This window comes from Enhygromyxa salina (assembly GCF_002994615.1).
Classification (GTDB): domain Bacteria; phylum Myxococcota_A; class Polyangia; order Nannocystales; family Nannocystaceae; genus Plesiocystis; species Plesiocystis salina_A.
In genome coordinates this window covers 1-23,098 of record NZ_PVNK01000144.1, presented here as the reverse complement: position 1 = coordinate 23,098, position 23,098 = coordinate 1, and the positions used below count along the sequence as shown (strand labels likewise).

Sequence of the window (23,098 nt, the reverse complement as noted above, 5' to 3'; positions counted from 1 at the left end):
TCGGCGCGGTACTAGCACCCCGGGCTGCTAGGCAGCCCGTAGTGCACCACGGGCTGCTAGGACTAAAACGCGTAGTTCAGGCTCGCGCCGCCGAACACGCCGATGTGATCGTTGATCTCGAAGCCGAAGCCCGGACCGCTCATGTCGGCTGCGGGGATCCGGCCGTTGGGATCACTGAAGCCGGGGTTGGAGTCACCCGGATCGGGCGGCGTCGCCGAGACGTCGGTCAGGCGCGTGCCGACGTTCCACCGAAACGCGGCCCCAAACTCGGGCGCGATCGAGAAATTCTCACCGAGGTTGAGCTGCAAGATCAGCGGGACCTCGGCGGTGAAGGTCAGCGGATCATCGAGGTTGTTGCCGATGTCCGTGTTGTTGACGTAGTGCTGAAACCCGAGCCGGCCGCCGATCCCGAAGTCGGCCTGGAAGGGCCAGTTGCCGGCGGGCTTGCCGAGCACCCAGTACACACCCTCGAGGCTCGAGCCGATGTACGCGACCGTCCGCGTGGTCTTGGTGCAGGTGTTGCCCTGCTCGTTGGTGCCACAGTCGACCGCGTCGTTGATGAGGTCGGGCTCGCGGTAGCTGAAGGTTGCGACGCCGAGGTTGAGGCCGAGGTGGAAGTGATCGGTGAGGTAGTAGCGGACGTTGATGCCGGTCAGGCCCGCGAGCGTTCGCGCGGCGCCGAGCGACAGTCGCCCGCCGTGGCCAATGCGCGCCATGGTCTCGCCCGGCGCGGCCGCGACCTCGTTCTCGAGCGTGACCGGTTCAGAGGATGCAACCTGCGCGGCGCCCTCGGTCGCGGACTCGACGGCGACATCGGCGGGCTCGCTCGCCGGATCCTCGCCGGCCAGTGCAGTGGACGAGATCGAGAGCGCAGCCAGGGCACACGCGGGAGCGATCAGCTTGTTGAGCATGGCCCCATCTAACCGGGCCTCGGGCCAGGCGGCAAGCCCGGCGCCTCGTCGTCAAATCACCACCGGGTCCAATCTCTGTCATCATTCTGGAGTGAGCGAGCCTCCGGCCCCATCGCGCGAACCCGAACTCGGCATCTCCGAGACCGAGCACCAAGCCCTCGATCTGCTCGACCAGCTCGACTGCGGCGCAGACTGGATCGCCACGCAAGGCGATCAGAACGATGTTAACGACGATCGAGGCTCGTCTCCGCGGACCCGGATCGAGGCCGCCCTCGCCAACGCTGGCGAGGACCCGGGCGCGCTCGAACCAGCCGTGGCGGTCGCCCGCGGGGCGCTCACGCGCCTCATCGGGGAGGTCGCCAGGCCCTTGGTCGAGGCCGCCCACACGCTCGCCGAGTCGGATGCCCGCGGCGATCTCGTCGGGGTCGAGCTCCAAGAAGCCCGACGAATACTGAACGCAAGTCCCGAGCTGAGCCCAGCGATCGCGGCGGCCGTGGAGACGACGGGGGCGATCCTGGGCCTCGAGCGCCGCTCGGTCGCGTGGGCGCTGCTGGTCAGCCTCGGCGAGCGTGCCCACGAAGACGCGCCCCCTTCCCTGCGTGGGTGCTCGGTCGCGATCGCCGAGCGACTCCAGGCGGCGAGGCCGGGCGCCGACCCGAGCGCCGACCCGAGCGCCGACCCGAGCGTCGAGCGACCCGCCGTCTCGACGGAGCTTCGCGTGTTTCGCAGCGCCGCCGTGACCCTCGCGGGTCCCTCGATCCGCGCTCGCGTCCTCGCGGCCGACCACCCCGAGCTCCTCGCGCTCGCCCGGGAGCTGGTCCTCCGTGAGCGAGATCCGCTGGCGCTGGTCGAGGCCTTCGATCAGGCCCGCGCGGCCGTCGAGGGCTCGCGCGCGCCGCAGCCCGATCAGCCCGAGGCCGCGACCGACGGACCCAAGCGGAAGTTCACCTGGATCCACGCGGTGCTCGCGTTGATTATCCTGGGCCTGACCTTGTGGCACTACGTGTGGCGCTGAGGGCCTCGAGCGCAAACACGACCAGCGCCGTCCACACACAGGTCGCCAGCGCCAGGTGCACGAGCTGCATCCAGCCCGGGGCCGAGAGCATGATGTTGACGACCCCCGCGCACAGCTGCGCGACGACGAGCCCGGCGACGACGTTGCCCAGCCGCCGAAAGGTCGGCCCCGCGCTCGCGCCAGGCAGCGAGATCGCCAGCCACAGCAAGTAGAGCCCGACCACGACCGCGAGGATCGGATGTACGACCCGCATTCGCTGCAAGAAGTGCGCGGTCAGGGAGTGATCATCGCTGAGGTTCTGACCGAGGGTCCCGCCCTCGACGACGGGGTAGAGGGTGTCGCCGAGGGCCGTGACCGCGCCGCTCATCGAGACCGCGAGGACCCCGACGAGCCCGGCGATGAGCAGCCACAGCCCCGCGCCGAGCCTCGCCCGAGCGCCGCGCAGTCGCGGCCGCCGCTCGACCCCGCCCGCGCCGGTCCACGCCGCGGCCGCGATCGCGCCCATCAGCACGCAGGTGTTGGTCAGGTGGATCGCCATGACGACCGCGCGGGCGACCGAGTCGTCGTCTTCGACGAGGCCGAAGCGCACGAGCCCCGCGCCGAGCAAGGCCTCGACGATCAGGAAGACCAAGGCCAGCACCGCGCCGAGGCGGGCCGGGTGCGGGGCCGGGAAGCGGCGCAGCGCCCAGCCCATCAGCCCGCCCACGAACACCAGGCACAGCCCCGAGGTCACGCGGTGGGTCAGCTCGATCAGGGTCTCGACCGACTGCGGCCGGTGGACGACCTCGCCGTGGCAGGTCGGCCAGTGCTGACCGCAGCCCGCGCCCGAGCCCGTGATCCGGACCCAGGCGCCGAACACGATCACGGCCAGGGTGTAGGCCAGCACGATCCACGCCGCGCGGGCGAAGGCGGAGTCTTGGGGCGGCTCGCGGGTCATCGTCGCTACCAGTCGTTCCGAAACGGGAGCAGGTGCTCGCGCAAGTGGCGATACACGGCCGCGGTCGCGCGCACGTCTGCGGCGTTGTAGGTCGCAATCGCCTCGATGTCACCGCGCGCATAGGTCGGCGCGACCATCGAGCCGTCCATCGCGCCCTTGGGGCTGGCGATGCCGAGCGCCCAGCAGACCACGTCGAGCGAGCTGCCGCCGAGGCCGCCGCGCCCGTGGCCGAGCAGGCGGTAGAGATCGAGGTGCGGGCGGAGTGAGAACGGGCTCGAGACCAGATCCACGCGGGCGGGCACGCCGAGGATCAGGCTGCGCGTGACCAAAAAGGGCACGTCGAAGCCACGCCCGTTGAAGCTCACGACGAGCTCGGCGGCGTCGGCGAGGTGCCAGAAGCTGCGCAGGAGCTCGGCCTCGGTCATCGGCCGGACCCCGGCGGGGTAGTCGTCCTGCTCGCGGCCCGGGGGCGGCACGACCAGGGTCGTCACCGCTCCCTCGTCGCCCTCGCTGTCCGCGTCAGTCTCGGGGTCACCGTCGCCGAACGCGAGCGACACGACCTTGCCGTAGTAGGGCGAGAGGCTCATGACCTTGCCCTCGTCGCCGTCGTTGCGCTCGGCCGCGCGGGCGACCGACTTGACGACCGCGTCGGGCACCTCGCTCAGCTCGATGCCCGGGACCGTCTCGATGTCGAACACCAGCGTCTTGCAACGCAGGCCCTCGACGAGCTCCCAGCCGACGCCAAAGACCGCGTCGGGCTGCCACTCGTCATCCTCGCCGAGCGCCCGCACCCGGTTCACGGTCAGCTGCAGCGCGTCGCGGAAGCTGCCGATCGTGCACAAGACCTTGACCACGGCGCCGTCGCTCAGCTGCGCGCGGCGGAGCTCGCCGTAGGCCCGCGAGTCGCCCCAGACCTTGGCTGGGAGCTTGGCCGAGGCGTCGGCGACAACCAGATCGTAGTAGCCGTCGCCCGTGCGGCTGTGGCCATGGCGGAGGCTGCGGACCGCCGCGTACGCGGTCACGGTCTGGCCGAGCCCGAGCTCGTGGGCGTCGGCGAGGCGCTCGAGGTGTGGCGGAGCTGCGGTCATCGAGGTGGGCCGACTCTACGCTACTCGAGCGGTTCGAGCAGCGGCCGCGGGCGCTCGCGGCCTTCGCTCTCGTCGGTTACAAAGCCCCCGCCGAGCGCGGCGTCGCCGTCGCGGGGCAGCTCACCGTCGACGGTCCAGTCCCACACGATCTCGTTGGCCTCGTTGACGATCGTCGTGAGCTGCTTGCCCGCGTAGAGCACGAGGTAGCCGGGCGGCAACAGCATCGCGTCGAGGAGCTCGGGCCGCGCCGCGAGGATCGCGTAGACCGGCAGCGACTCGATCTCGTCGGCCTCCTCGATGCCCTCGGCCGGGGTCAGGCGCCAGCCGGTCAGGCGGCCGCCGGGGCTCTCGACGCGCACGAGCATGACCTCGTCGCGCTCGAGCACGCCGCGGATCGTGAGCACGTGCTGGTCGAATTCGATCGCCTGGCCGGGGATCCCGACCTGCTCGAGCACGGCCCGCTGCCGGGCCAAGGTCGCGAGCGAGACCGAGATGTCGGGCCGTGTGCGGGACTCGGGCTCGTTGTCGTAGTCGGGCTCCTCGACGACGAGGCGCTCACCGTCGAGCGCGAAGCTCAGGGTCGTCCAGCCGATCGGGATCCGGGTCTTCGCCGTGATCGGGACCGACTCGGCGCGCAGATCCTCGAACAGCAAGAGCAGGCGCTCGACCTCGCGGTCGAGGCTCGGGTCGGCGTAGACGTAGATCGTCTGCGGGCCGTAGGCGAAGGTGTGCTCGCCCTCGCGCGTGGGCTGAGGCTGGTCGAACTCCGTGACGACGGCCGGGTTTGGGTCGGCGTCGGGCGTGGCCGTCGAGCGCTCGGGCCCGCAGCCGGGACCCAAGAGGATTGAGACACCCGCAGCGAGGCCGAACCACAGTCGCACCGACAGAGTATCCGGCCGGCGGCGCAGGTCCACAAGCGAGGGTCAGGCCGACGGCTCGATTCGACCGCTCGCGCGATCCCAGCGCAGGCCCACGCACCCGCCCGGGCCCAGGCGCCGATGGCACAGCTCGAGCTCGAGGCCGTCGGAGGCGATCGGCGTGGCCCGGAGGCGCACGCCGGCGTGACGATCGAGGCGGCGGGTGTGCTCGGGTCGGGGCTCGTCGCAGCTCGCTAGCACGATCAGCCCCTCATCGGACGCGAGCTCGGCGAGCTCGGCCAAGGCATCCGCGGGGCCACCCTCGAGCTGCTCGAGCGGATCGACGACCACGACCGGCCAGACCGCGTGCGCGGCGTCGGGAGCGAGCTCGGCCCGCCAGCGTCGCAGCGCCGCGAGCAGCTCGGCGCGGGCGTCTGGACCCGCGAACGCGCGGGCGTCGACGAAGCGCTGGCGTCGATCGAGCTCGGCCCACGCGCTCTGGGCAAAGGCCGCCACGCGTGCGGCCAGCTCGGGCTCGCGGCGGGCCTGGCCCGGATCGACGAAGACCCGGGCGTCGAGCCCCGACCAGCGCGCGAGGCTGCGAGCGCGCCACAGGGCCGGCGTCTCCTCGGTGACGCACACGACCGGCGTCTGCGCCTGCCCGGGGATCTGGCGCAGCGCGAGACCGTCGCTGAGCTGGGCGAGCAAGCTCGTGCGGCCGACCCCGCGCGCCGCTCCGCCAACCACGACGACGTCGCCCGGGCGCAGCTCGCCGACGAGCTGCGCGAGCGCGGGGCCGAGCCCCTGCCCTGCCGCGCCCGCGGACGGCCAGCCCGGCAGCGCGGCCAGACAGACCCCGGGGCCCGAGACCGCGCCGAGCAGCTGCTGCGATCGCGGCGCGCGGCAAAGCAGGCCCTCGCCGCCGGGCTCGACACCCGCGCCCGGCCCTTCCCCGAGCTCCACACGCGAGGCCGCCGCGAGCTCCTCGGGCTCGAACCACACCAGATCTGAGTCGTCGTCGGGATCGCCTCCGAGATCGCCCTCGCTGTCGAGATCGGCGCCTGGTTCTCGCAGTAGATCGCGTGGCAGATCGCTTCGTGCTCGACGCGATCGATCGCGCGTGGGTTGACCAGGCGGATCGCTCGGTAGATCGCTGACACGATCCGCGTCGCCGTGAAGATCATCGGCGCGACTCGAGCCCGTCGCGGTCGCGAGCGCGCCGACTAGATCGCCGCCAGGGTGGTCTCGCCGCGTCATCACGACGATCGTAGCGCGAACGAGGCGGACTCGGGTCGAGCTCATCACGCGTGTTGCAGTTCGAGGCCGAATGCGCCAGAAATTGGACGGGATCGATCGGATCGATACCGTACCGCCCATGCTCCTCGCACTCGCAGGCCTCAAGGGCGGGACCGGACGAACGACGCTCGCCGTGGCCCTAGCTGCCGAGGCACGCGCACGTGGGCGCCGGACCCTGCTCGTTGATCTCGACCCCCGTGGCGACGCCCACGCGTGGTCGCTCGGTGCCGGCTCGCTCGCCCCCACGACCCTGCGCCTGCCCGGGGTCGCGCCCGGCCAGGCCGAGCGCCTCCGTGGCCTCGCCTACGGCCATGACCTGACCGTGATCGACACCCCCACGGACCCCGACGCCCTCGCCCTCGTGGCCGAGGTCGCCGAGCTGATGCTGGTCCCCTGCCGGCCGAGCCCGATGGACGCCTGGGCCGCCGTCGACACCGTCGAGACCTGCGTGTGCGCACGCTCGCTGGCCAATTTTCGCATGCAGGTGGCCGTGGTCCCCAACGCCGTCGATCCGCGCACGACGATCGGCGCCGCGCTGCCCAACGATCTGCGCGCGCTCGGGCTGCCCGTGCTCGCGTGCAGCGTCGCGCGCCGCGTCGCCCACCCCGAGGCCATGGCCCACGGCTCGACCGCGAGCCTCGACGCCCCCGCAGGCCCGGCCGCCCGCGACATCAACGAGCTGCTCGAGGCGATCGAGGCCCTGCGCACACGCTACAGCGACAGCCACCAACTTCGGCATTGACTATGACCCCCCCGGCCGTTAGCGACTCTGCCACGCACGGCCGGTTGTCTATGACCCCCCCCCGGCCATCTGCGACTCTGCCACGCACGGCCGCAAGCGGCCGGTCGGTCGGTCGCTCCGCTCCCTCCCTCGGTGGGCTGGGATGAGCTTCGCAGTCGTTTGCGTGGCCCCCTAAAGGGGGCTGCTTTGGACCCCCGCGGCCATCTGCGACTCTGCCACGCACGGCCGCAAGCGGCCGGTCGCGCCCTCGCTGCGCTCGGTCGCTCGGTGGGCTGGGATGAGCTTCGCAGTCGTTCGCGTGGCCCCCTAAAAGGGGGCTGTTTTTGACCCCCGCGGTCGTCAGCTACTTTGCCACGCACGGCCTCGAGCGGTCGCGCCCTCGGTCGGCTGGGACAGATCTAGGACCGCGGGCCGACCACGCGCACGCGGCTGCGGCCCGAGGACACGGGCTCGACCCGGACCTCGACTCCGACGCGCTCGGCGAGGCCCGGGACGTGGGAGATCACGCCGATCTGGCGGCCCTCGGCCTGGAGGGTGTCGAGGGTGCTGACCGCGACGTCGAGGCTGTGGGCGTCGAGGGTCCCGAAGCCCTCGTCGATGAACAATGAGTCGATCCGGCAGTCCTCGGCCGAGAGGCTGGCGAGGGCGAGGGCGAGGGCGAGCGAGACGAGGAATTTTTCGCCGCCCGACAGGCCCCGGATGCTGCGGACCTCGTCGCCGAGATCATGATCGACGAGCTGAAGCTCGAGGTCGTGGTTGGGCACCCGCGCGAGGGCGTAGCGCGGCTTGAGATCGCGGAGCTGGGCGTTGGCCTGGGCCAGGAGCAGCTCGAGGGTCAGGCTCTGGGCGAACTTTTGAAATTTGTCTCCGCTCGCGCTGCCGATCGCGTCGCGCAGCCGGCCCCAGACCCGCGCAGCGTGCTCGCGCGCGCGCAGGCGCGGGGCCAGGAGCTCGGCCTGGGCTCGATCTTCGCTGTCGCGGCGCAGCTCGTGCTCGAGCTCGAACAGCTCCCGGCGCAGGACCTCGTCGCGGGCGTCGAGCTCGGTCCGGCGCCGCTGGGCGTGCTCGCGGGTCAGCTCGGGTCGGCCGCTGTCCTCATGCTCGGCGACGACCCGCTCGCGCTCGCCGACCACGGCCCGGCGACGCGCGAGCTCGGCCCGGGCCTCGTCGACCGCGCGACGCGTGCGGCCGATCCAACCCTCGGACCAGAGCTCCTCGCGCGCGAGCAGCTCGTCGAGCGCGGCCTGATCGACCTCGGCGTCCACGAGCGCCGAGTCGAGCGCGCGCTGGGCCTCCTCGCTGCGTGAGCGGAGCGCGGCGACCTGCTCGGCCAGGGTGTGGGCCCGGGTCCGCTGGGCTTGGAGCTCGCGCTCGACCTTGGCGAGGCCGTCCTTGCTGGCCTCTCGAGCTCGGCTGGCGAGCTCGATGTTGGTCTCGAGCTCGCGCACGAGCTCGGCCACGCTGGCGCCTTCGAGCAGCTGGGCTCGCTCGGCGCGAAGCCGCTCGAGCGCCGCGTCGAGCTCGGCCCGCTCGGCCTCGACGAGCGCGGAGGCCTCGACCCGAGCCTGACGCTGCGAGCTCAGCTCCGCTCGGCGGGTCTCGAGCGCGCGGACCCCCTCTGCGGACCGCTCGCAGGTCTGGCGCATCGCCAAGAAGCGCTGGACCCCCGCGTCGAACTCGGCGAGCAGCTCCTGCCCGCGGTCCGTCAGCTGAGCGCGAAAGTCCGATGCCGCGCCGACCTCGCTGTCTTTGGCGTCTCCTGGCTCGGGCCTGCGACCCGCCCGCCCCGCTCCGCTCGGGCCCTCAGCTCCCGGGTGACTGGGTTGGGGCTCCGCGCCCGGGCGCAACGCAGCGAGCGCGGCCGGCCCGACGTCGTCGAGCTCGAGCCAGCGGGCGTCGAGCTCGACCTCGAGCTCCGCCCCCCGGGTCCGGGCCTCTTCGAGCTCCCGAGCGATCTGGTCACGCTCGCGCTCGCTGGCCTCGAGACGCTCGCGCCGCTCCTCGTGGAGGCGGTCCGCCTCCTCGCGCTGGGCCTGCCGATCACGCTGGTCCTCGAGCAAGGTCTCGACCTCGGCGCGCGCACGTCGAAGCTCGCCCGCGCGAAGATCGAGCTGATCCTGGACCGACCACAGCGCGGTCCCGAGCTCGGGGCTGTCGAGTCGCGCAGGCACGACCGGGCCGCGACCAGGGCCGCGACTTGTCGAGGTCCCGAGCAACGAGAGCTGCTCGTCGGGCTCGGCCGCGTCGGGACCGCCCTCGCCCTCGCCCTCGCCCTCGCCCTCGCCCCCGGCCTCGTCGCCCTCGGGATCCGGATCGCTCGGCAGCACGGGACCCGCGGCGAGACCCTCGGCCCAGGCATCTTGGAGCTCGTCGAGCTCGCGCGCGAGCTCCCCCCGGCGCCGATCGATCGCCACCAGACGCTGCCCCGCGAGCTGCTCGCGACCGAGGTGCTCGCCCTGCTCGCGCTGGAGCTCGTCACGACGGCGCAAGAGCGCCTCGACCCGCTCGCGCTGACCCGCGACGACGGCGTCGACAGGCGCGAGCTCGTCGGCCGCCGGATGCTCGGTCGCGCCGCAGACGGGGCAGGCCTCGCCCGCGCGCAGATCCGCCCGGTGCTCGGCCAGATCGCGCGCGGCCTCGAGCGCTCGCAGCCCCCGCTGGGCCTCGCCAAACTCGTGCTCGGTCTGCTGGAGGTCGGCTTCGACCCGGCGGCGCTCGGCGCTTCGGTGGTCGCGCTCGAGCTTCTGCTCGCGCTGCTCCGCGTCGAGCTCGACCTGTGTGGCGACCGCGCGCTCGCGTCGCTCATGGACGATCCGGAGCGCGACCAGACGCTCGCGGCAGTCATCGATCGCGGCCTGACGGTGGCGCAGCTGGGCGAGCGCGGGCCGCTCGTCGAGGTCACGCTCGACCCTTCGCAGCCGGTTGAGCGCCAGCTGGCGCTGCTTGCGGCCCTCCTCGAACGCTCGCCGGGCCTCGGCGAGGCCGCGCTCGCTGCTCTCGCTGCGGGGTCCGAGCTCGGCCACGCGCCGACGCAGCTCCGCGCGGGACTCGATCCAGCGCAGCTGCTGCGAGAGCTGCGAACGGTAGTGGGGCCAGTGCTCGGCCAGCGGCGCGAGCCCGGCGTGCTCGGCCAGCCACTCGCGTCCCTCGGCGAGCCGAGCCGCGGCCTCGCGGATCCCGACCTCGAGCTGGCCGAGCTGCGCGTCCGAGGCCGCCAGCGCCGCGCGAGCGCCTTTGAGCTTGGCGTCCAAACGCTCGCGCTCGACGACCGCGCTGGCCGTCCGAGTGTCGAGCTCCCGCGCCCGATCGATGTCGGGACCGAGCCGACGTCGGCGCTCGCGGGCCTGCTCGAGCTGCTGGTCCTGACCCGCGAGCTTGGCCTGAGACTCGCGCAGCTGGGCTTCGATCAGCGGCAGCTCCCCATTGACGAAGGCGAGGTCGGCCTCGCGCTCACCGAGCTCACGGACGCCTCGATCACGGGTCACGAGGCGCTCGCGCACGGCGGCCACGCGCTCGACCCGAGCGAGCAAGCGCTCCTCGTGCTCGAGCTCGATGCGGCGCGGCTCGAGCTCGGCCAGGCTCGCGCGGGCCTGGTCGAGCGCAGCCCCGAGCTCCTCGGCCCGTCGATGCCAGCGCAGCCCCGCCTCGGCCTCGGCGCGCCCGAGCTCGAGCACCCGACGATCCTCGCGCTTGGCGATCGCCGCGGCGTCGAGCTCGACGCGGCGGGCCTCGGGCAAGATCTGGAGCTGCGCGCGCTCGTGGGTTGCGAGCTCGAGCTCGCGCTCGGCCTGCTTGGCCCGCTCGAAGGCCCCGCGCCCGAGCTCGCGGTACAGCCAGGTCCCCGTCATGCGCTCGAGCAGCTCGGCCCGCTCGCCGCCGCTGGCCTCCAAGAAGGCCGCAAACTCGCCCTGGGCCAGCAGCACCGAGCGACGGAATTGATCGAAGTCGAGGCCGAGGCGGGCCTCGATCGCCGCGAGCGTGTCGCCCTTGCGGTCGGCCGACAGCGCGCGCCCGTCGACGGGGTCGAGCAGCTTCATCTGCTGGTGCTGGATCCGGCCCTCGGCCCGCCCCCGCGCCCGTCGAACCTCCCACCGCGCCCGCCAGCGCCGCTCGTCGACGCCGAGGAAGTCGACCTCGGCCCAGCCCTCGATCGCGCCGTGCCGCAGGATCCCGCGCACGTCCGTGGCCCGGAGGCCCCCGGCTGGATCGCCGGCCCCGCCGCCGATCACGACCCCGCCGCGGTTCGCAAAGCGAGGCGTGCGATCGAAGAGCGCCAGACACATCGCGTCGAGCAGCGTGGTCTTGCCGGCCCCGGTCGGACCGGTGATCGCGATCAGCCCGGCGTGGTCGAGGGGCTGCTTGGTGAAGTCGACCTCGAAGTGCCCGGCGAGGCTGGCCAGGTTCTTGCCGCGTACGGCCAGGATCCTCACGGCGAGAGCTCCCCGAGCCCGGCCGCCGCCTCGCGGTCGCTGGGCCTGCTCGGCTCGGGCTCGGCCTCGGCCTCGACCTCGGCCTCGGCTCCGCTCGTCCCGGGCTCGGCCAATTCACCGACCAGCTCGGCGCTGGCCGGATCGCCGCGCTCGACCGCCTCGCGCAGCTCGTGAAACGCGGCCAGCAATTCGTCGTCGGGCGGCGAGCCGTAGGCCCGCTCGTGGCAGTCGACGAACACCTGCTGGGGATCGATGCGCTCGAGGTCACGGTGGGCGGGAAAGTCGGCCAGGCTGCCACCGACGCCGACGTGCTCGACGGTGATCTTGAGCAGGCGAACCGGGCGCTGACGCAAGACCCGATCGATCCGCGTGCGCAGATCGGGGTGCGGCGCGTCGAGCCGGACCCGGACCTCGAGCCACGGCCACCGCTCGCGCTCGCAGCTCGCGTCGAGGTTCATGTGCTCGAGCTCGAACAGGACCTCGTCGAGGACCTTGGGGCCCTCGGCGGGGATCCGCAGGACCTCGACGGCCCGCGGGATCTCGATGGTCTGGCACACGCGCAGCTGTGGCCCGTCGAAGCTCGCGAGCAGCACCTGATGCTGGTAGTCGGCCTCGGTCAGCGACAGCGGGATCGGCGAGCCGCAGTAGCGGACGAGCTCCGACTGCTCGACGGCCTGGGCCAGGTGGAGGTGACCGAGGCCGACGTAGGCCCAGTCCGTGAAGATCGCCGTGGGCAGCGCGTGCTGGTTGCCGCCGAGGATCTTGCGCTCGCTCAGCTCGGAGATCGCCGTCCCGCGCATGTAGAGGTGCCCGGTTGCGATCACGGCCTGGCCGTCCGAGGCCTTCGCCTGCGCGGCCGCCAGCGCGCTCGCGTAGATCGCCTCGACCCCGCGGATCAGCGGATCGGCGCGCCACGCAGGCGCATCCTCGCTGTCGGCCTCGGCCTCGGGCTCGGCCTCGGGTTCGGCCTCGGCCTGACCACGATGCAGATCCGAGACGCGCAAGAAGGGCACCGCCGCCAGCCAGGCCCCGATCTCACCGGACGCGTCATGCAGCGGGATCAACAGGCGGTCGTGATCGATGCTGCCGTCGTCGCGCCGCGGCAGCCCGCCGACGACGTGGATGTTGGCGAAGCGCATCAGCGGGGCCAGCGCGTCGAGGCGCAGGGCCGAGTCGTGGTTTCCGGCGATCACGACCACGTCGAGGTCCGGGACTCGGCGACGCGCCTCGGCCAGAAACTCGCTGAGATCCGAGATCGCCGACGCGGGCGGGTTGGCGGTCTCGAACACGTCGCCAGCGATCAGCAGCGCGTCGGCCCGCGCATCCACGAGCGCGTCGAGCAGCCAGGCCAAGAAGCGCTGGTGCTCGAAGCGGCGATCGCGGCCGTGGAGCGTGTGGCCGAGATGCCAGTCGCTGGTATGGAGCAGCCGAAGCATGACGAGGACAGAGCGGGCCCGTGGGACCAACCCCGGTCGCAGGCAAGGCTCGCACACCCGTCCACAGGCCCAATATCTCGGTTGGACAACCAGATCCAATGGAGAGTCTTGGAGACGATAAGAGATCTCCTGGGCTTGGCGGACGCGAGGCGGAGATCCACAATCTCCCATGTTTCGCGCCTGTGTGTACGTGCCCGGTCTCGCCGCCCTCGTCCTCGCGCTCCCGGCCTGCGGCGATGACGGCCCCGCGGCCGAGACCAGCGCGGCCACGGAGTCCAGCGCGCCGACCTCGGACTCCGGCGCGACCGACGACGCCGAGACCGGCGAGACCGGTGAGTCGAGCTGCCCGGCCGACTCGCCGCGGGCGCTCGGCGAGTGCGTCGAGCGCGAGCGCTACCTCGCCGACCTCGAGTTCATCGCCCAGCCCCGCGAGCCAGGCTCGCCACACTGGCAGGCGGTCCAGGATCTGTGCGCCCAGCGCTTCGCCGAGTACGGGTTCGAGGTCGATCTCCACACCTACGCGACGGGGGTCAACGTCGTCGGTCGCAAGCTCGGCAGCTCGCAGCCCAACGAGCAGATCGTCGTCGCGGCCCACTACGATCACCTCGTCGGCTGCGAGGGCGCCGACGACAACGCGAGCGGGACCGCGGGGGTGCTCGAGGCCGCCCGGGTCCTGTCCCAGGCCGAGTTCCCGCGCACGCTGATCGTCGCGTGCTGGGACGAGGAAGAGGACGGGCTGCTCGGCGCCGAGGCCTACGTCGACGCCGCGACCAGCAACGGCGGTCAGATCCTGTTCAACTGGAACTTCGAGATGATCGGCTATCGCGACGACGCGCCCGACTCCCAGACGGTGCCCGACGGCTTCGAGCTGCTGTTCCCCGACCAGGTCCAGGAGCTCGAGGCCAATCAGTATCGTGGCGACTTCGTGGCCGTGGTCGTCGACGAGGCGGGCGTGCCCGAGGTCGAGCCCTTCATGACCTACGCGGCGGGCTTCGGGCTGTCGGCGGTGCTGCTCCCGGTGCCCGCTGACCTCAAGAACTCGCCGCTGCTCGCGGATCTGCGCCGCTCGGACCACGCGGCCTTCTGGGAGGTCGACATCCCGGCGGTCATGCTCACCGACACGTCGAACTTTCGCTACGCCAACTACCACTGCCAGACGGGCGAGGACGCGGTCGAGCTGCTCGACCATGACTTTGCGACCAGCGTCCTCGCGACGACGGTCGCGGCCACGGCCGAGTCGCTGGGCATGACGCCCTGAGGCTCTCAGCCCCTGCCCTCAGCCCCTGAGCCCGCTGCCTTCAGCTCTTTCGAAGCTGCATCAGCTCGCCGGGGGCCTTGAACTCGACCGCCATCGCGGCCTGATCGGGGCCGCCTTCGGTCTTGCACGCGCCCGGGGTCCCGGCCTCTTCGCAGGCGCAGCTGTTGCCGACGCCACCACACGAGCCCCGCAGCGGCTTGTTCGAGAAGATCACGCCGACCGCCATGCCAGCCATGAGCGCGGCGACGATGCCGAAGGTCAAAAAGATGATCTGCATGCCTGCGCCCCGAGTGTACGGCCTAAACCCGTCGTTGCCACGGGCCCGAGTAATTTCAACTACTTGGAGTCCGAATAGCGAGCAAAGGGCGCGGTGGCGCGGACCTCGAATCCTTCGTCCGTGCGGACGAGGAAGTAGGCGGCGAGCCCGATCTGCTCCGCCAGGGCGAGGCCCTCGTCGGGGCCGAGGACGTTGAGCGCGGTCGCCCACGCGTCGGCGAGCGCGGCCGACTCGGGGTGGACGACGGTCACGCTCGCGAGGCGATGGTCGATCGGCCGGCCGCTGCGGGGATCGATCGTGTGCGAGTAACGGACGCCGTCCCGCTCCCAGTAGTTGCGGTAGTCGCCGCTCGTCGCAACGGCGACGTCGGACACGCGCACGATCGCCTGGACCGCGCGCGAGCCCGCGCCGTCGGCCGTCGGCCGCTCGATACCGACGCGCCACGGATCGCCCCCGGGGTTGAGGCCCTTGACCCGGACCTCGCCGCCGATCTCGATCATGTAGTGCTCGTGACCGGCGGCGTCGACGAGCGCCGCGACGCGGTCGCAGCCGTGGCCCTTGGCGATCGCCGAGAGATCCACGTGCAGCCCGTCGACGGGTTTTTTCAGGGTCAAGCCGTCGAGGTCGAGCTCGAGCCTGGCGTCCCCGACCACGGCCCGGAGCTCGTCGATCTGCGCGTCGGACAGCTCGCGTCGCTCGCTCGGATCCGCCTGGCCAGGGCCAAAGCCCCAGGCGTCGACCAGGGGTCCCACGGTGACGTCGAAGGCGCCGCCGCTGCGCTCGTTGACCTGCCGCGCGAGGGCCACGACCTCGAGCAGGTCAGCGCTGACCTCGACCGCGGCCCCTGCCCCCGCGGCGTTGAAGCGGCTCAGCTCCGAGTCGTCGAGGTAGGTCGACATCTGCGCGTTGACGGACGCGAGCTCGGCGTCGATCTCGGCCTGCAGCTGCTCGAGGCCCGCGCGCTCGAGGCCTTCGCCAGCGAGCACGACGGTGAAGCTCGTGCCCATGGTCGAGCCGCTGAGCACGGCCTTGTCGGCGCGCAGCTCCCAGGCCGAGCCAGCCTCGCTCGCGACGGTGTGCTCGACCGCCGGGCGCTTGGGCCAGATCAGGTAGACCATGCCCGCGAGGCCGAGCAGCCCGACGAGTACGATCGCCGCGGGGCTGCGGCCGGCGTTGGCTGCCGAGTGGGTGCGGGGGACGTCGCTCACGTGCGCGCAAAAGGTACTCCACGAGCGAGGACCCGCCCAAACGCAAAGCGGGCGAGACCAAGGTCCCGCCCGCTTCATCTCGACGCTCCTGGCTCAGCCGAAGTCGTCGAACATCACGTTCTCGGGCTCGACCCCGAGCTGGAGCGCCATCTTGATGACGGCCTGGTTCATCATCGGTGGCCCGCAGATGTAGAACTCGCAGTCCTCGGGCGCCGGGTGATCCTTCAGGTACTCGTCGTAGGCGACCTGGTGGATGAAGCCCGTGGGCCCCTCCCAGTTGTCCTCGGGCAACGGATCCGACAGCGCCAGCGTCCACTCGAAGTTCGGGAACTCCTCGGCGATCCCGTCGAAGTGATCGACGTAGAAGGCCTCACGCAGCGAGCGCGCCCCGTACCAGAAGGTGACCTTGCGGTCCGTGCGGAGCCGCTTGAACTGGTCGAAGATGTGCGAGCGCATCGGCGCCATCCCGGCGCCGCCGCCGATGAAGACCATCTCGGCGTCGGTGTCGCGGGCGAAGAACTCGCCGTAGGGGCCCGAGATCGTGACCTTGTCGCCAGGCTTGAGGTTGAAGATGTACGACGACATCTGGCCCGGCGGGAGGTGGGGCTGACGCGGCGGAGGCGACGCGACCCGGACGTTGAGCATGATGATGCCCTTCTCCTCCGGGTAGTTGGCCATCGAGTAGGCCCGGACGACGTCCTCTTCGACGACGGAGGTGAAGCGCCACATGTCGAAGCGATCCCAGTCGCCCCGGTACTCCTCCTCGATGTCGAAGTCCTTGTAGTGGGCCGTGTGCGGCGGGCACTCGATCTGGATGTAGCCGCCGGCTCGGAAGGGGACCTCTTCGCCCTCGGGCAGGTTGAGGATCAGCTCCTTGATGAAGGTCGCGACGTTGTGGTTGCTGCGGACCGTGCACTCCCACTTGCGGACGCTGAAGATCTCGGGCTCGACCTCGATCTTCATGTCTTGCTTGACCTTGACCTGGCACGAGAGACGGCAGCCCTCGCGCATCTCGCCGCGGGTCAGCCAGCCGACCTCGGTCGGCAAGACCGCGCCGCCGCCGTCCTTGACGTGGACCTTGCAGACCCCGCACGAGCCCATGCCACCGCAGGCCGAGGGGATGAAGATCTTGTTGGCCGCGAGGGTGTTGAGCAGCGTCGAGCCCGCCGGGACCTTGAGGGCCTTGTTGTCGTCGTCGTTGATCAAGATCGTGACGTCGGCGGTGTTCACCAGCTGCTTGCGCGCAACGACGATGACCACCACGAGGCCAAGGACGATGGCCACGAACATGCCGGTCGAGAGCGCGACCATCATGCCGTTGGACATCTCGGCGACCGTGGCAGCCTCGGCCTCGGCCGCGGCCAGCAGCATCGGTAGAGTTTCGAACATCGTGAGGTTCTCCCTACAAAGAGATGCCACCGAACATCATGAACCCGATGGCCATGAGCCCAGTGACGATGAAGGTGATGCCGAGCCCGCGCAGCCCGAGCGGCACGTCGGAGTAGCGCATCTTCTCGCGGATCGCGGCCAGCGCGGCGATCGCAAGAGCGAAGCCGAGGCCTGATCCAAACCCGAACACCAGCGAGTCAGCCACGTGGTAGTCGCGGTCGACCATGAACAGGCTCGCCCCGAGGATCGCGCAGTTGACCGCGATCAGCGGCAAGAACACGCCCAACGCCGCGTAGAGCGCTGGAGCGTACTTCTCGAGGGTCATCTCGACGATCTGCACGGCGGCCGCGATCGTCCCGATGAAGGTGAGAAAGTTGAGGAACGAGAGGTCGATGCCGTTGAGGAAGTACGAGTCTTCCTTGAGCAGCCCGTGATAGAGCAGCGAGTTCAGCGGGCAGGTCACCGCGAGCACGAACACGACCGCGGCGCCGAGCCCGATCGAGGTCTTGACTCGCTGCGAGACCGCCAAGAACGAGCACATGCCCAAGAAGAAGGCCAGCGCCATGTTCTCGATGAACACGGCCTTGGTCAGGAGGCTGAGATAATGCTCGAGCATGGGCTTACTCCTCCTCGATGAGATCGGGGTTGATGGTCCGCATGATCCAGATCGCCACGCCAATCAAGAAGAACGCGGCCGGCGACAGGACCATGAGGCCGTTGGGCGTGTACCAGCCACCCTCGGTGACCAGCGGCATGACCGAGACGCCGAGGATCTGACCCGACCCGAGCAGCTCGCGGACGAGGCCGACCGAGATCAGGATCAGGCTGTAGCCGAGGCCGTTGCCGACACCGTCGACGAAGCTCGGCCAGGGTTCGTTTTGCATCGCAAAGGCCTCTGCGCGGCCCATGACGATGCAGTTGGTGATGATCAGCCCGACGAAGACCGACAGCTGCATGGCCACGTCGTAGACGAAGGCCTTGAGGATCTGGTCGGTGACGATCACCAGCGAGGCGATGATCGTCAGCTGAACGATGATGCGGATGCTCGACGGGATGTGCTCGCGGATGATGCTGATCGACAGGTTCGACAGCGCCACGACCACGGTCAGGGCGATCGACATGACGATCGCCGTCTCGAGCTTGCTGGTCACCGCCAACGCCGAGCAGATGCCCAGCACCTGAACGGCGATTGGATTGGTGTTCAACAGCGGGTCGAACAGGACTTCCTTAGCTTTTTTGGCCATTGTGGAAATCTCCCTGTCAGGCGCCCTCGGCCGGCTTGCTTGGGTTGTTACTCGCGGCGTCACCGACGACCGTGGGCGGACCCTGGTCGCGGACCTTGGCCAAGTACGGCCCAAAGCCGTGCTCGCCGAGCCAGAAGTTCATCATGTTGGTCACGCCGCGGCTGGTGATCGTCGCGCCAGACAGCGCGTCGACCTGGTGCTCACCCTGGGCGTTCTTGACCACGGCGATCGCAACCTCGTTGCTGCCCTCGTCGAAGGCCTTCTTGCCCTTCCAGGACCCCTTCCAGGTCGGGTTGTCGACCTCGCCGCCGAGCCCGGGGGTCTCGGCGTGCTTGTAGTAGGTGATGCCGGAGATGGTCACGCCGTCGGACTCCAGGGCCAGGTAGCCGTAGAGGAAGCCCCACAGCCCGTAGCCCTCGATCGGGAGGATGATCTTCTTGACCTGACGCTTGTCGTCGACCAGGTAGTAGATCTTCGAGACCTCGGGCAGGAAGCGGACCTTGGCCTCGTTGGCCGGCGCCGTGAGCTTCGCGGCCTTCGCGGCCTTCATCGGCTCGTACTCGGCAGGACCGATGCCCTCGACGTCGGCGATGACCTCGCCGGTCTTCAGGTTGACGAGCTGCGGGACCAGCCGCTCCTCGAACAGGCTCTGAACCTCGGCGTTGCCGGGCTCCTTGCCGGGCTTGAGCAGACCGGCGACGGCCAGGACCTTCTTTTGGCGGTCGACGGTCGCGTTCTCGTCTTGGCGGTCGGCGAGGAAGATCGCGGTGCTCGACACACCCAGCGAACAGACGAGGCACACACCCAGCGCGAAGGCTGCGATGTACCCGGGGCTGTCTTTCTTGGACGACGCCATCAGTGAGCCTCCTTGGCGGTCTCGGACCCCGCGTCAGCCCCGGCGCCAGCCTTGTAGCGCGCGTTGCGGCGCTTGACGTTGGCCTGGACCACGAAGTGATCGATCAGGGGCGCGAACATGTTCATGAACAGGATCGCCAGCATCATGCCTTCGGGGTAGCCGGGGTTGACGACCCGAACGAGGATCACGAACACCCCGATGAAGAAGCCATAGATCAGCTTGCCGATGTCCGTGAACGCCGACGAGACCGGGTCGGTGGCCATGAAGACCATGCCGAAGGCCCAGCCGCCGAGGACCATGTGCCACTCGGGGCCCATGGCGAACATCGGGTTGGTGTCGGAGCCGATCGCGTTGAGCATCAGCGCCATCGCCACGGTCCCGACGACCACGCCGGCCATCGTCCGCCACGAGCCGATCTTGGTCACGACCAGGATGATGGCTCCGACCAGGCACAAGAGCGCGGAGGTCTCGCCCATCGACCCGGGGATCACGCCGATGAAGGAGTCCATCCACAGATCCGGGTTGGCCTCGAGCGCGGCCATGCCGCCGTTCTTGGCGTCGGCCGCGACGCCGAGCCAGGTCGCGCCCGTGAAGGTGTCGGTGTTCTCGGCCGCGACCCAGACCGCGTCACCGGACATCGCGGCGGGATAGGCGAAGAACAAGAACGCGCGCGAGACGAGCGCGGGGTTCATGACGTTCATGCCGACGCCGCCGAACACCTCCTTGCCCAGGGTCACGCCGAACGCGATGCCGACGGCGACCATCCACAGGGGGATCGTCGGGGGCAAGGTCAGCGCAAACAGGAACCAGGTGACGAGGAAGCCCTCGGTGATCTCGTGCTTGCGGATGATCGAGAACACGAGCTCGACGTGTCCGCCGATCAACCCGACCGTCACCCAGACCGGGAAGAAGTACAGGAACCCGAGAAAGCCACACGCAAAGTGGTTGTGGACGTTGTACTCGAGCCCGAGCGCCTCGAAGACCCAGGTCTGCCAGTTGGCCAGCGGCGCGGCGCCTCCGCCGATTGCGAGCGCCGCCTGGTAGCCGGTGTTCCAGCACGCGAACAGACAGATCGGCAGCAGCGCGAGGACGACCGTGATCATCATCCGCTTCTGATCGAGCTGATCACGCACGTGCGAGGCGGCCTTGGTGACCGTCCCGGGCGTGTAGAGGATCGTATCGGGGGCCTCGTAGAGCGGGTACAGGGCTTCGTACTTGCCGCCCTTCTCGAAGTGATGCGAGAGCTTGTCGAGTTGTTGGCGCAGGAAGTCCATCGCGCTCAGCCTTCCTTCCAGATGGTTTCGAGGTTGTCCCGCAAGACGGGACCGTAGTCCTGCTTGCCGGGGCACACGAAGGTGCACAGCGCGACATCCTCTTCGTCGAGTTCGAGCACACCGAGTTCCTCGGCGCGGCCCACATCTTTTACGAGGATCGCCCGCAGCAAGAAGGTCGGCAGGATGTCGAAGGGAAACACGCGCTCGTACATCCCGAGCGGCACCATGTGGCGGTGCGACCCGTTGAGCGCGGTCGTGAAGTCGAACTTCTTGTTCGGGGTCAGTGAAGATACGTAGGCGCCCGAGGTCGAGAACATGTCGGCCCCTGGCTTGAGCCAGCCGAGAAATTCACGCTCGCGACCTTCGCGCAGGGCGGAGATCTGCAGGTGGTAGCGGCCGAGGTAGCCGTGGATCTCGCCCATGCTCTTGCGGCCCGAGAGCACCGAGCCGGAGATCACCCGGTTCTCGACCTTCTCGAGCGCGCCGTCGACGAGCTCGTCGATCGACGCGCCGAGCCGCGTGGTGATGAGCTTCGGCTTGCGAACCGTGGGCCCGGCGACGCTGATGACCCGCTCGGTGTCGAGCTTGCCGGTCGCGAACAGGCGGCCGATCAGGATCACGTCTTGGTAGCCGACGTGCCACACGGTCTTGTCGCGGCTGACCGGGTCGAGGGTGTGGATGTGGACGCCGACGGTGCCGGCCGGGTGCGGGCCGTGAAATTCTTCGAGCTGGACGTTGGAGATCTTGCCGGTCGGGACCTTGGTGCCCGCGCCCTTGCACACGTAGACCTTGCCCGAAGTCAGCTTGGCCACGACCGCGAGGCCGGCCTCGAAGTCTTTCTCGCGGCCCGCGAGGACCTGCTCGACCGAGGGCGCGTGGGGGTTGGTGTCCGCGGCCGTGACGAAGACCGAGCGCGGCGGCGCCGAGCTCGGCGGCGGCACGCGACCGAAGGGCCGGGCCCGGATCGCCGTCCACATCCCCGACTCCTGCAGCAGCGCGACGACCTGCGCGCGCGAGAGCTTGGCGGGCGCGGTGCCCTCGGCGTAGCTCTCGAACGCCTGGAATTCGTCGGCGGCGGGCTTGCCCTCGCGCTCGCTGGCGCTGAGCTCGATGACCACCGACTGCAGCGCACGGAACTCGCCGCGGTTGATCGCGGCGACCTTGCCGGCACCGGGCGCCGTGAACATCACGCCCTCGCTCTTGCGATCCTCAAACAGGGCCTGCCCTCGCTTGACCGACTCGCCGACCTTGATGTGCATCCGCGGCTTCATGCCGGGATAGTCGGCGGCGACGACGGCGACGCGGGTCACCGCGGGTGCAGCCTCGATCTTCTGTTCGGGCGCCCCGGTGATCGGCAGGTCCAGGCCTTTTTTGATCGTGTGTACGGCCATGTCTCTCGTGTGCGGCGGTCGCTCTCGGAGCCCGCTCGCGGCCGCTTTGTACCCGGTCCATCGCGACAACGAAAGCGGTTCCGTTGCGTTTCGAGGGTCTTGGCTGAGTCCTGGGCGCAACCAACGCGACGCGACGCGCAGGCGTGTTCGCGCAACGCGGCGAAGCGTGGCTGGGGTTGAGCTAGCTCACCGGATTTCGTGGCGTCCGTGCGTGGATCCGATCTCCGAACGCGAGCTCGGTCGAGCTGCGATAGTGGACCGCGTGACCAACGAAGCGGACCTGGGACCCTGCTCCGTCGAGGCGATCCGGGCCGCTCGAGCGGCGATCGAGCCGTGGATCGTCGAGACGCCGCTGTGGGCCTGGCGCAGCCCCGCGCTCAGCGAAGCTCGCCAAGGGGACGCGCCAGTCTGGCTCAAGCTCGAGCTGCTGCAGCGCGCGGGCAGCTTCAAGCCTCGGGGCGCGCTCACGGTCATGCGGACCCTCGATCCGGCCGCCCTCGCCCGCGGCGTCACGGCGATCAGCGCGGGCAACCATGCGATGGCGGTCGGCTACGCCGCGCAGGTCCTCGGCACCAGCGCCAAGGTCGTGATGCCGGCCAACGCCAACCCCAGCCGCGTGGAGGGCTGCCGCCGCTACGGTGCCGAGGTCGTCCTCGTCGACGACGTTCACGTCGGCTTTCGCGAGGTCGAGCGCATCGCGCAGGACGAGGGCCGGACCTTCGTGCACCCCTTCGAGGGCCCGCTGACCGCGCTCGGCACCGCCGGGGTTGGCCTCGAGCTAATCGAGCAGGCCCGCGCGGCGGGCACCGAGCTCGACGCCGTGATCGTCCCGATCGGCGGCGGGGGTCTGTGCGCGGGGGTGGCCGCCGCGGTCAAGCTCGCCGCGCCCAGCTGCCAGGTCTTTGGCGTCGAGCCCATCGGCGCCGACAGCATGCACCGCAGCTTCGCCGCGGGCGCGCCTCAATCCATCGACGCCGTGCGCACGATCGCCGACAGCCTCGGTGCGCCCTACGCGAAGCCCTACAGCTTCGAGCTGTGCCGCCGCCACGTCGACGAGCTCGTCCTCGTCGACGACGATCAGCTCCGCGACGCCATGCGCCTCCTGTTTCGCGACGCCAAGCTCGCCGTCGAGCCCGCGGGCGCCGCGACCACAGCCGCCCTCCTCGGCCCCCTCCACTCCCGCCTCGCCAACGCCCGCGTCGGCGCAATCGTCTGCGGCAGCAACATCGACGAAGCGACCTTCGCAAAGCTCCTCGCCCAAACCGGGCCAACCATCTAGTCCAGCCCTGAATCGAGCGCTCCGCGCTCGACTCAGGCCTTCTAGTCTTCAAGGGGCCTTTCGAAAAGGCCCCTCGCTCCGGCGGCGAAGCCCCCTCCGCTCCCCCAAAACGCTCGCCTCTCGGCTCGTACTAGCAGCCCCCCACCCACAGTAAACCGAGCCCCCCTCTGGGGGCCACGCAACCCATCGCCCAGCTCATACCAGCCCACC

General features: G+C 70.2%; 19 protein-coding genes. 4 read left to right on the top strand and 15 right to left on the bottom strand.

The annotated features are described in order from the left end of the window. Window positions 1–62: 62 nt before the first annotated feature. Window positions 63–911 (bottom strand): hypothetical protein, encoded by an 849-nt coding sequence (locus tag ENSA5_RS14970; RefSeq protein ID WP_106392339.1) that lies wholly within the window; start codon window positions 909–911, stop codon window positions 63–65. A gap of 91 nt (window positions 912–1,002) precedes the next feature. On the opposite strand from ENSA5_RS14970, the gene ENSA5_RS14965 reads away from it, so the two are divergent. Continuing rightward, window positions 1,003–1,926: a hypothetical protein gene (locus ENSA5_RS14965; RefSeq protein ID WP_106392338.1), complete on the top strand. Its 924-nt coding sequence runs from the start codon at window positions 1,003–1,005 to the stop codon at window positions 1,924–1,926. Here ENSA5_RS14965 and ENSA5_RS14960 read toward each other — a convergent pair. Genes ENSA5_RS14960 through ENSA5_RS14945 form a run of 4 tightly spaced genes read right to left on the bottom strand, consistent with a single transcriptional unit; the run spans window position 1,886 to window position 6,065 of the window. Next, window positions 1,886–2,863, bottom strand: coding sequence for a COX15/CtaA family protein (locus ENSA5_RS14960; RefSeq protein ID WP_106392337.1), 978 nt, complete (start codon window positions 2,861–2,863; stop codon window positions 1,886–1,888). The two genes, ENSA5_RS14965 and ENSA5_RS14960, sit on opposite strands and share 41 nt — an antisense overlap. 5 nt (window positions 2,864–2,868) lie before the next feature. After that, window positions 2,869–3,951, bottom strand: a complete 1,083-nt coding sequence (locus ENSA5_RS14955) for a ribonuclease H-like domain-containing protein (RefSeq protein WP_106392336.1) — start codon at window positions 3,949–3,951, stop codon at window positions 2,869–2,871. 20 nt (window positions 3,952–3,971) lie between these two features. Then, on the bottom strand, window positions 3,972–4,832 hold the full coding sequence (locus tag ENSA5_RS14950) for an immunity protein Imm33 domain-containing protein (protein WP_146155714.1): 861 nt from the start codon (window positions 4,830–4,832) through the stop codon (window positions 3,972–3,974). A 42-nt stretch (window positions 4,833–4,874) separates the two neighbouring features. Then, window positions 4,875–6,065: an amino acid adenylation domain-containing protein gene (locus ENSA5_RS14945; RefSeq protein ID WP_146155713.1), complete on the bottom strand. Its 1,191-nt coding sequence runs from the start codon at window positions 6,063–6,065 to the stop codon at window positions 4,875–4,877. A 118-nt stretch (window positions 6,066–6,183) separates the two neighbouring features. Here ENSA5_RS14945 and ENSA5_RS14940 point away from each other — a divergent pair, with 118 nt between their 5' ends. Next, a complete protein-coding gene (locus tag ENSA5_RS14940; protein WP_181197765.1) occupies window positions 6,184–6,846 on the top strand; it encodes a nucleotide-binding protein in 663 nt (220 codons plus the stop codon). Between the two features lie 398 nt (window positions 6,847–7,244). Here ENSA5_RS14940 and ENSA5_RS14935 read toward each other — a convergent pair whose 3' ends face one another. Both ENSA5_RS14935 and ENSA5_RS14930 read right to left on the bottom strand, forming a co-directional pair. Further along, window positions 7,245–11,276: an AAA family ATPase gene (locus ENSA5_RS14935; protein WP_106392332.1), complete on the bottom strand. Its 4,032-nt coding sequence runs from the start codon at window positions 11,274–11,276 to the stop codon at window positions 7,245–7,247. Next, entirely contained in the window at window positions 11,273–12,712 is a 1,440-nt protein-coding gene (locus ENSA5_RS14930) for an exonuclease SbcCD subunit D C-terminal domain-containing protein (RefSeq protein ID WP_106392331.1), read from the bottom strand. The genes ENSA5_RS14935 and ENSA5_RS14930 overlap by 4 nt, the downstream gene beginning before the upstream one ends. 169 nt (window positions 12,713–12,881) lie before the next feature. Between ENSA5_RS14930 and ENSA5_RS14925 the strand changes: the two genes are divergently transcribed. After that, entirely contained in the window at window positions 12,882–13,970 is a 1,089-nt protein-coding gene (locus ENSA5_RS14925) for a M28 family peptidase (RefSeq protein WP_106392330.1), read from the top strand. Between the two features lie 40 nt (window positions 13,971–14,010). Here the strand turns inward: ENSA5_RS14925 and ENSA5_RS14920 are convergent, their stop codons facing one another. The 8 genes from ENSA5_RS14920 to ENSA5_RS14885 form a co-directional block, all read right to left on the bottom strand. After that, window positions 14,011–14,247 carry a (Na+)-NQR maturation NqrM gene (locus ENSA5_RS14920; protein WP_106392329.1) on the bottom strand — a complete coding sequence of 79 codons (237 nt, stop codon included), beginning with the start codon at window positions 14,245–14,247 and terminating at the stop codon, window positions 14,011–14,013. Between the two features lie 59 nt (window positions 14,248–14,306). Then, window positions 14,307–15,455: an FAD:protein FMN transferase gene (locus tag ENSA5_RS14915; RefSeq protein ID WP_219906791.1), complete on the bottom strand. Its 1,149-nt coding sequence runs from the start codon at window positions 15,453–15,455 to the stop codon at window positions 14,307–14,309. Between the two features lie 93 nt (window positions 15,456–15,548). Further along, complete coding sequence (gene nqrF / locus ENSA5_RS14910) at window positions 15,549–16,769, bottom strand: NADH:ubiquinone reductase (Na(+)-transporting) subunit F (RefSeq protein ID WP_444843368.1); 1,221 nt, start codon at window positions 16,767–16,769, stop codon at window positions 15,549–15,551. A gap of 88 nt (window positions 16,770–16,857) precedes the next feature. After that, window positions 16,858–17,460 carry an NADH:ubiquinone reductase (Na(+)-transporting) subunit E gene (nqrE, locus tag ENSA5_RS14905; RefSeq protein WP_106392326.1) on the bottom strand — a complete coding sequence of 201 codons (603 nt, stop codon included), beginning with the start codon at window positions 17,458–17,460 and terminating at the stop codon, window positions 16,858–16,860. A gap of 4 nt (window positions 17,461–17,464) precedes the next feature. After that, a complete protein-coding gene (locus ENSA5_RS14900) occupies window positions 17,465–18,088 on the bottom strand; it encodes an NADH:ubiquinone reductase (Na(+)-transporting) subunit D (RefSeq protein WP_106392325.1) in 624 nt (207 codons plus the stop codon). A gap of 16 nt (window positions 18,089–18,104) precedes the next feature. Further along, on the bottom strand, window positions 18,105–18,944 hold the full coding sequence (locus ENSA5_RS14895; protein ID WP_106392324.1) for a Na(+)-translocating NADH-quinone reductase subunit C: 840 nt from the start codon (window positions 18,942–18,944) through the stop codon (window positions 18,105–18,107). Next, a complete protein-coding gene (locus ENSA5_RS14890) occupies window positions 18,944–20,218 on the bottom strand; it encodes an NADH:ubiquinone reductase (Na(+)-transporting) subunit B (protein ID WP_106392323.1) in 1,275 nt (424 codons plus the stop codon). The genes ENSA5_RS14895 and ENSA5_RS14890 overlap by 1 nt, the downstream gene beginning before the upstream one ends. A gap of 5 nt (window positions 20,219–20,223) precedes the next feature. Continuing rightward, complete coding sequence (locus ENSA5_RS14885) at window positions 20,224–21,609, bottom strand: Na(+)-translocating NADH-quinone reductase subunit A (protein ID WP_106392322.1); 1,386 nt, start codon at window positions 21,607–21,609, stop codon at window positions 20,224–20,226. A gap of 262 nt (window positions 21,610–21,871) precedes the next feature. On the opposite strand from ENSA5_RS14885, the gene ENSA5_RS14880 reads away from it, so the two are divergent. Then, window positions 21,872–22,888 (top strand): threonine ammonia-lyase, encoded by a 1,017-nt coding sequence (locus tag ENSA5_RS14880; RefSeq protein WP_258182858.1) that lies wholly within the window; start codon window positions 21,872–21,874, stop codon window positions 22,886–22,888. The last annotated feature ends 210 nt before the right edge of the window (window positions 22,889–23,098 follow it).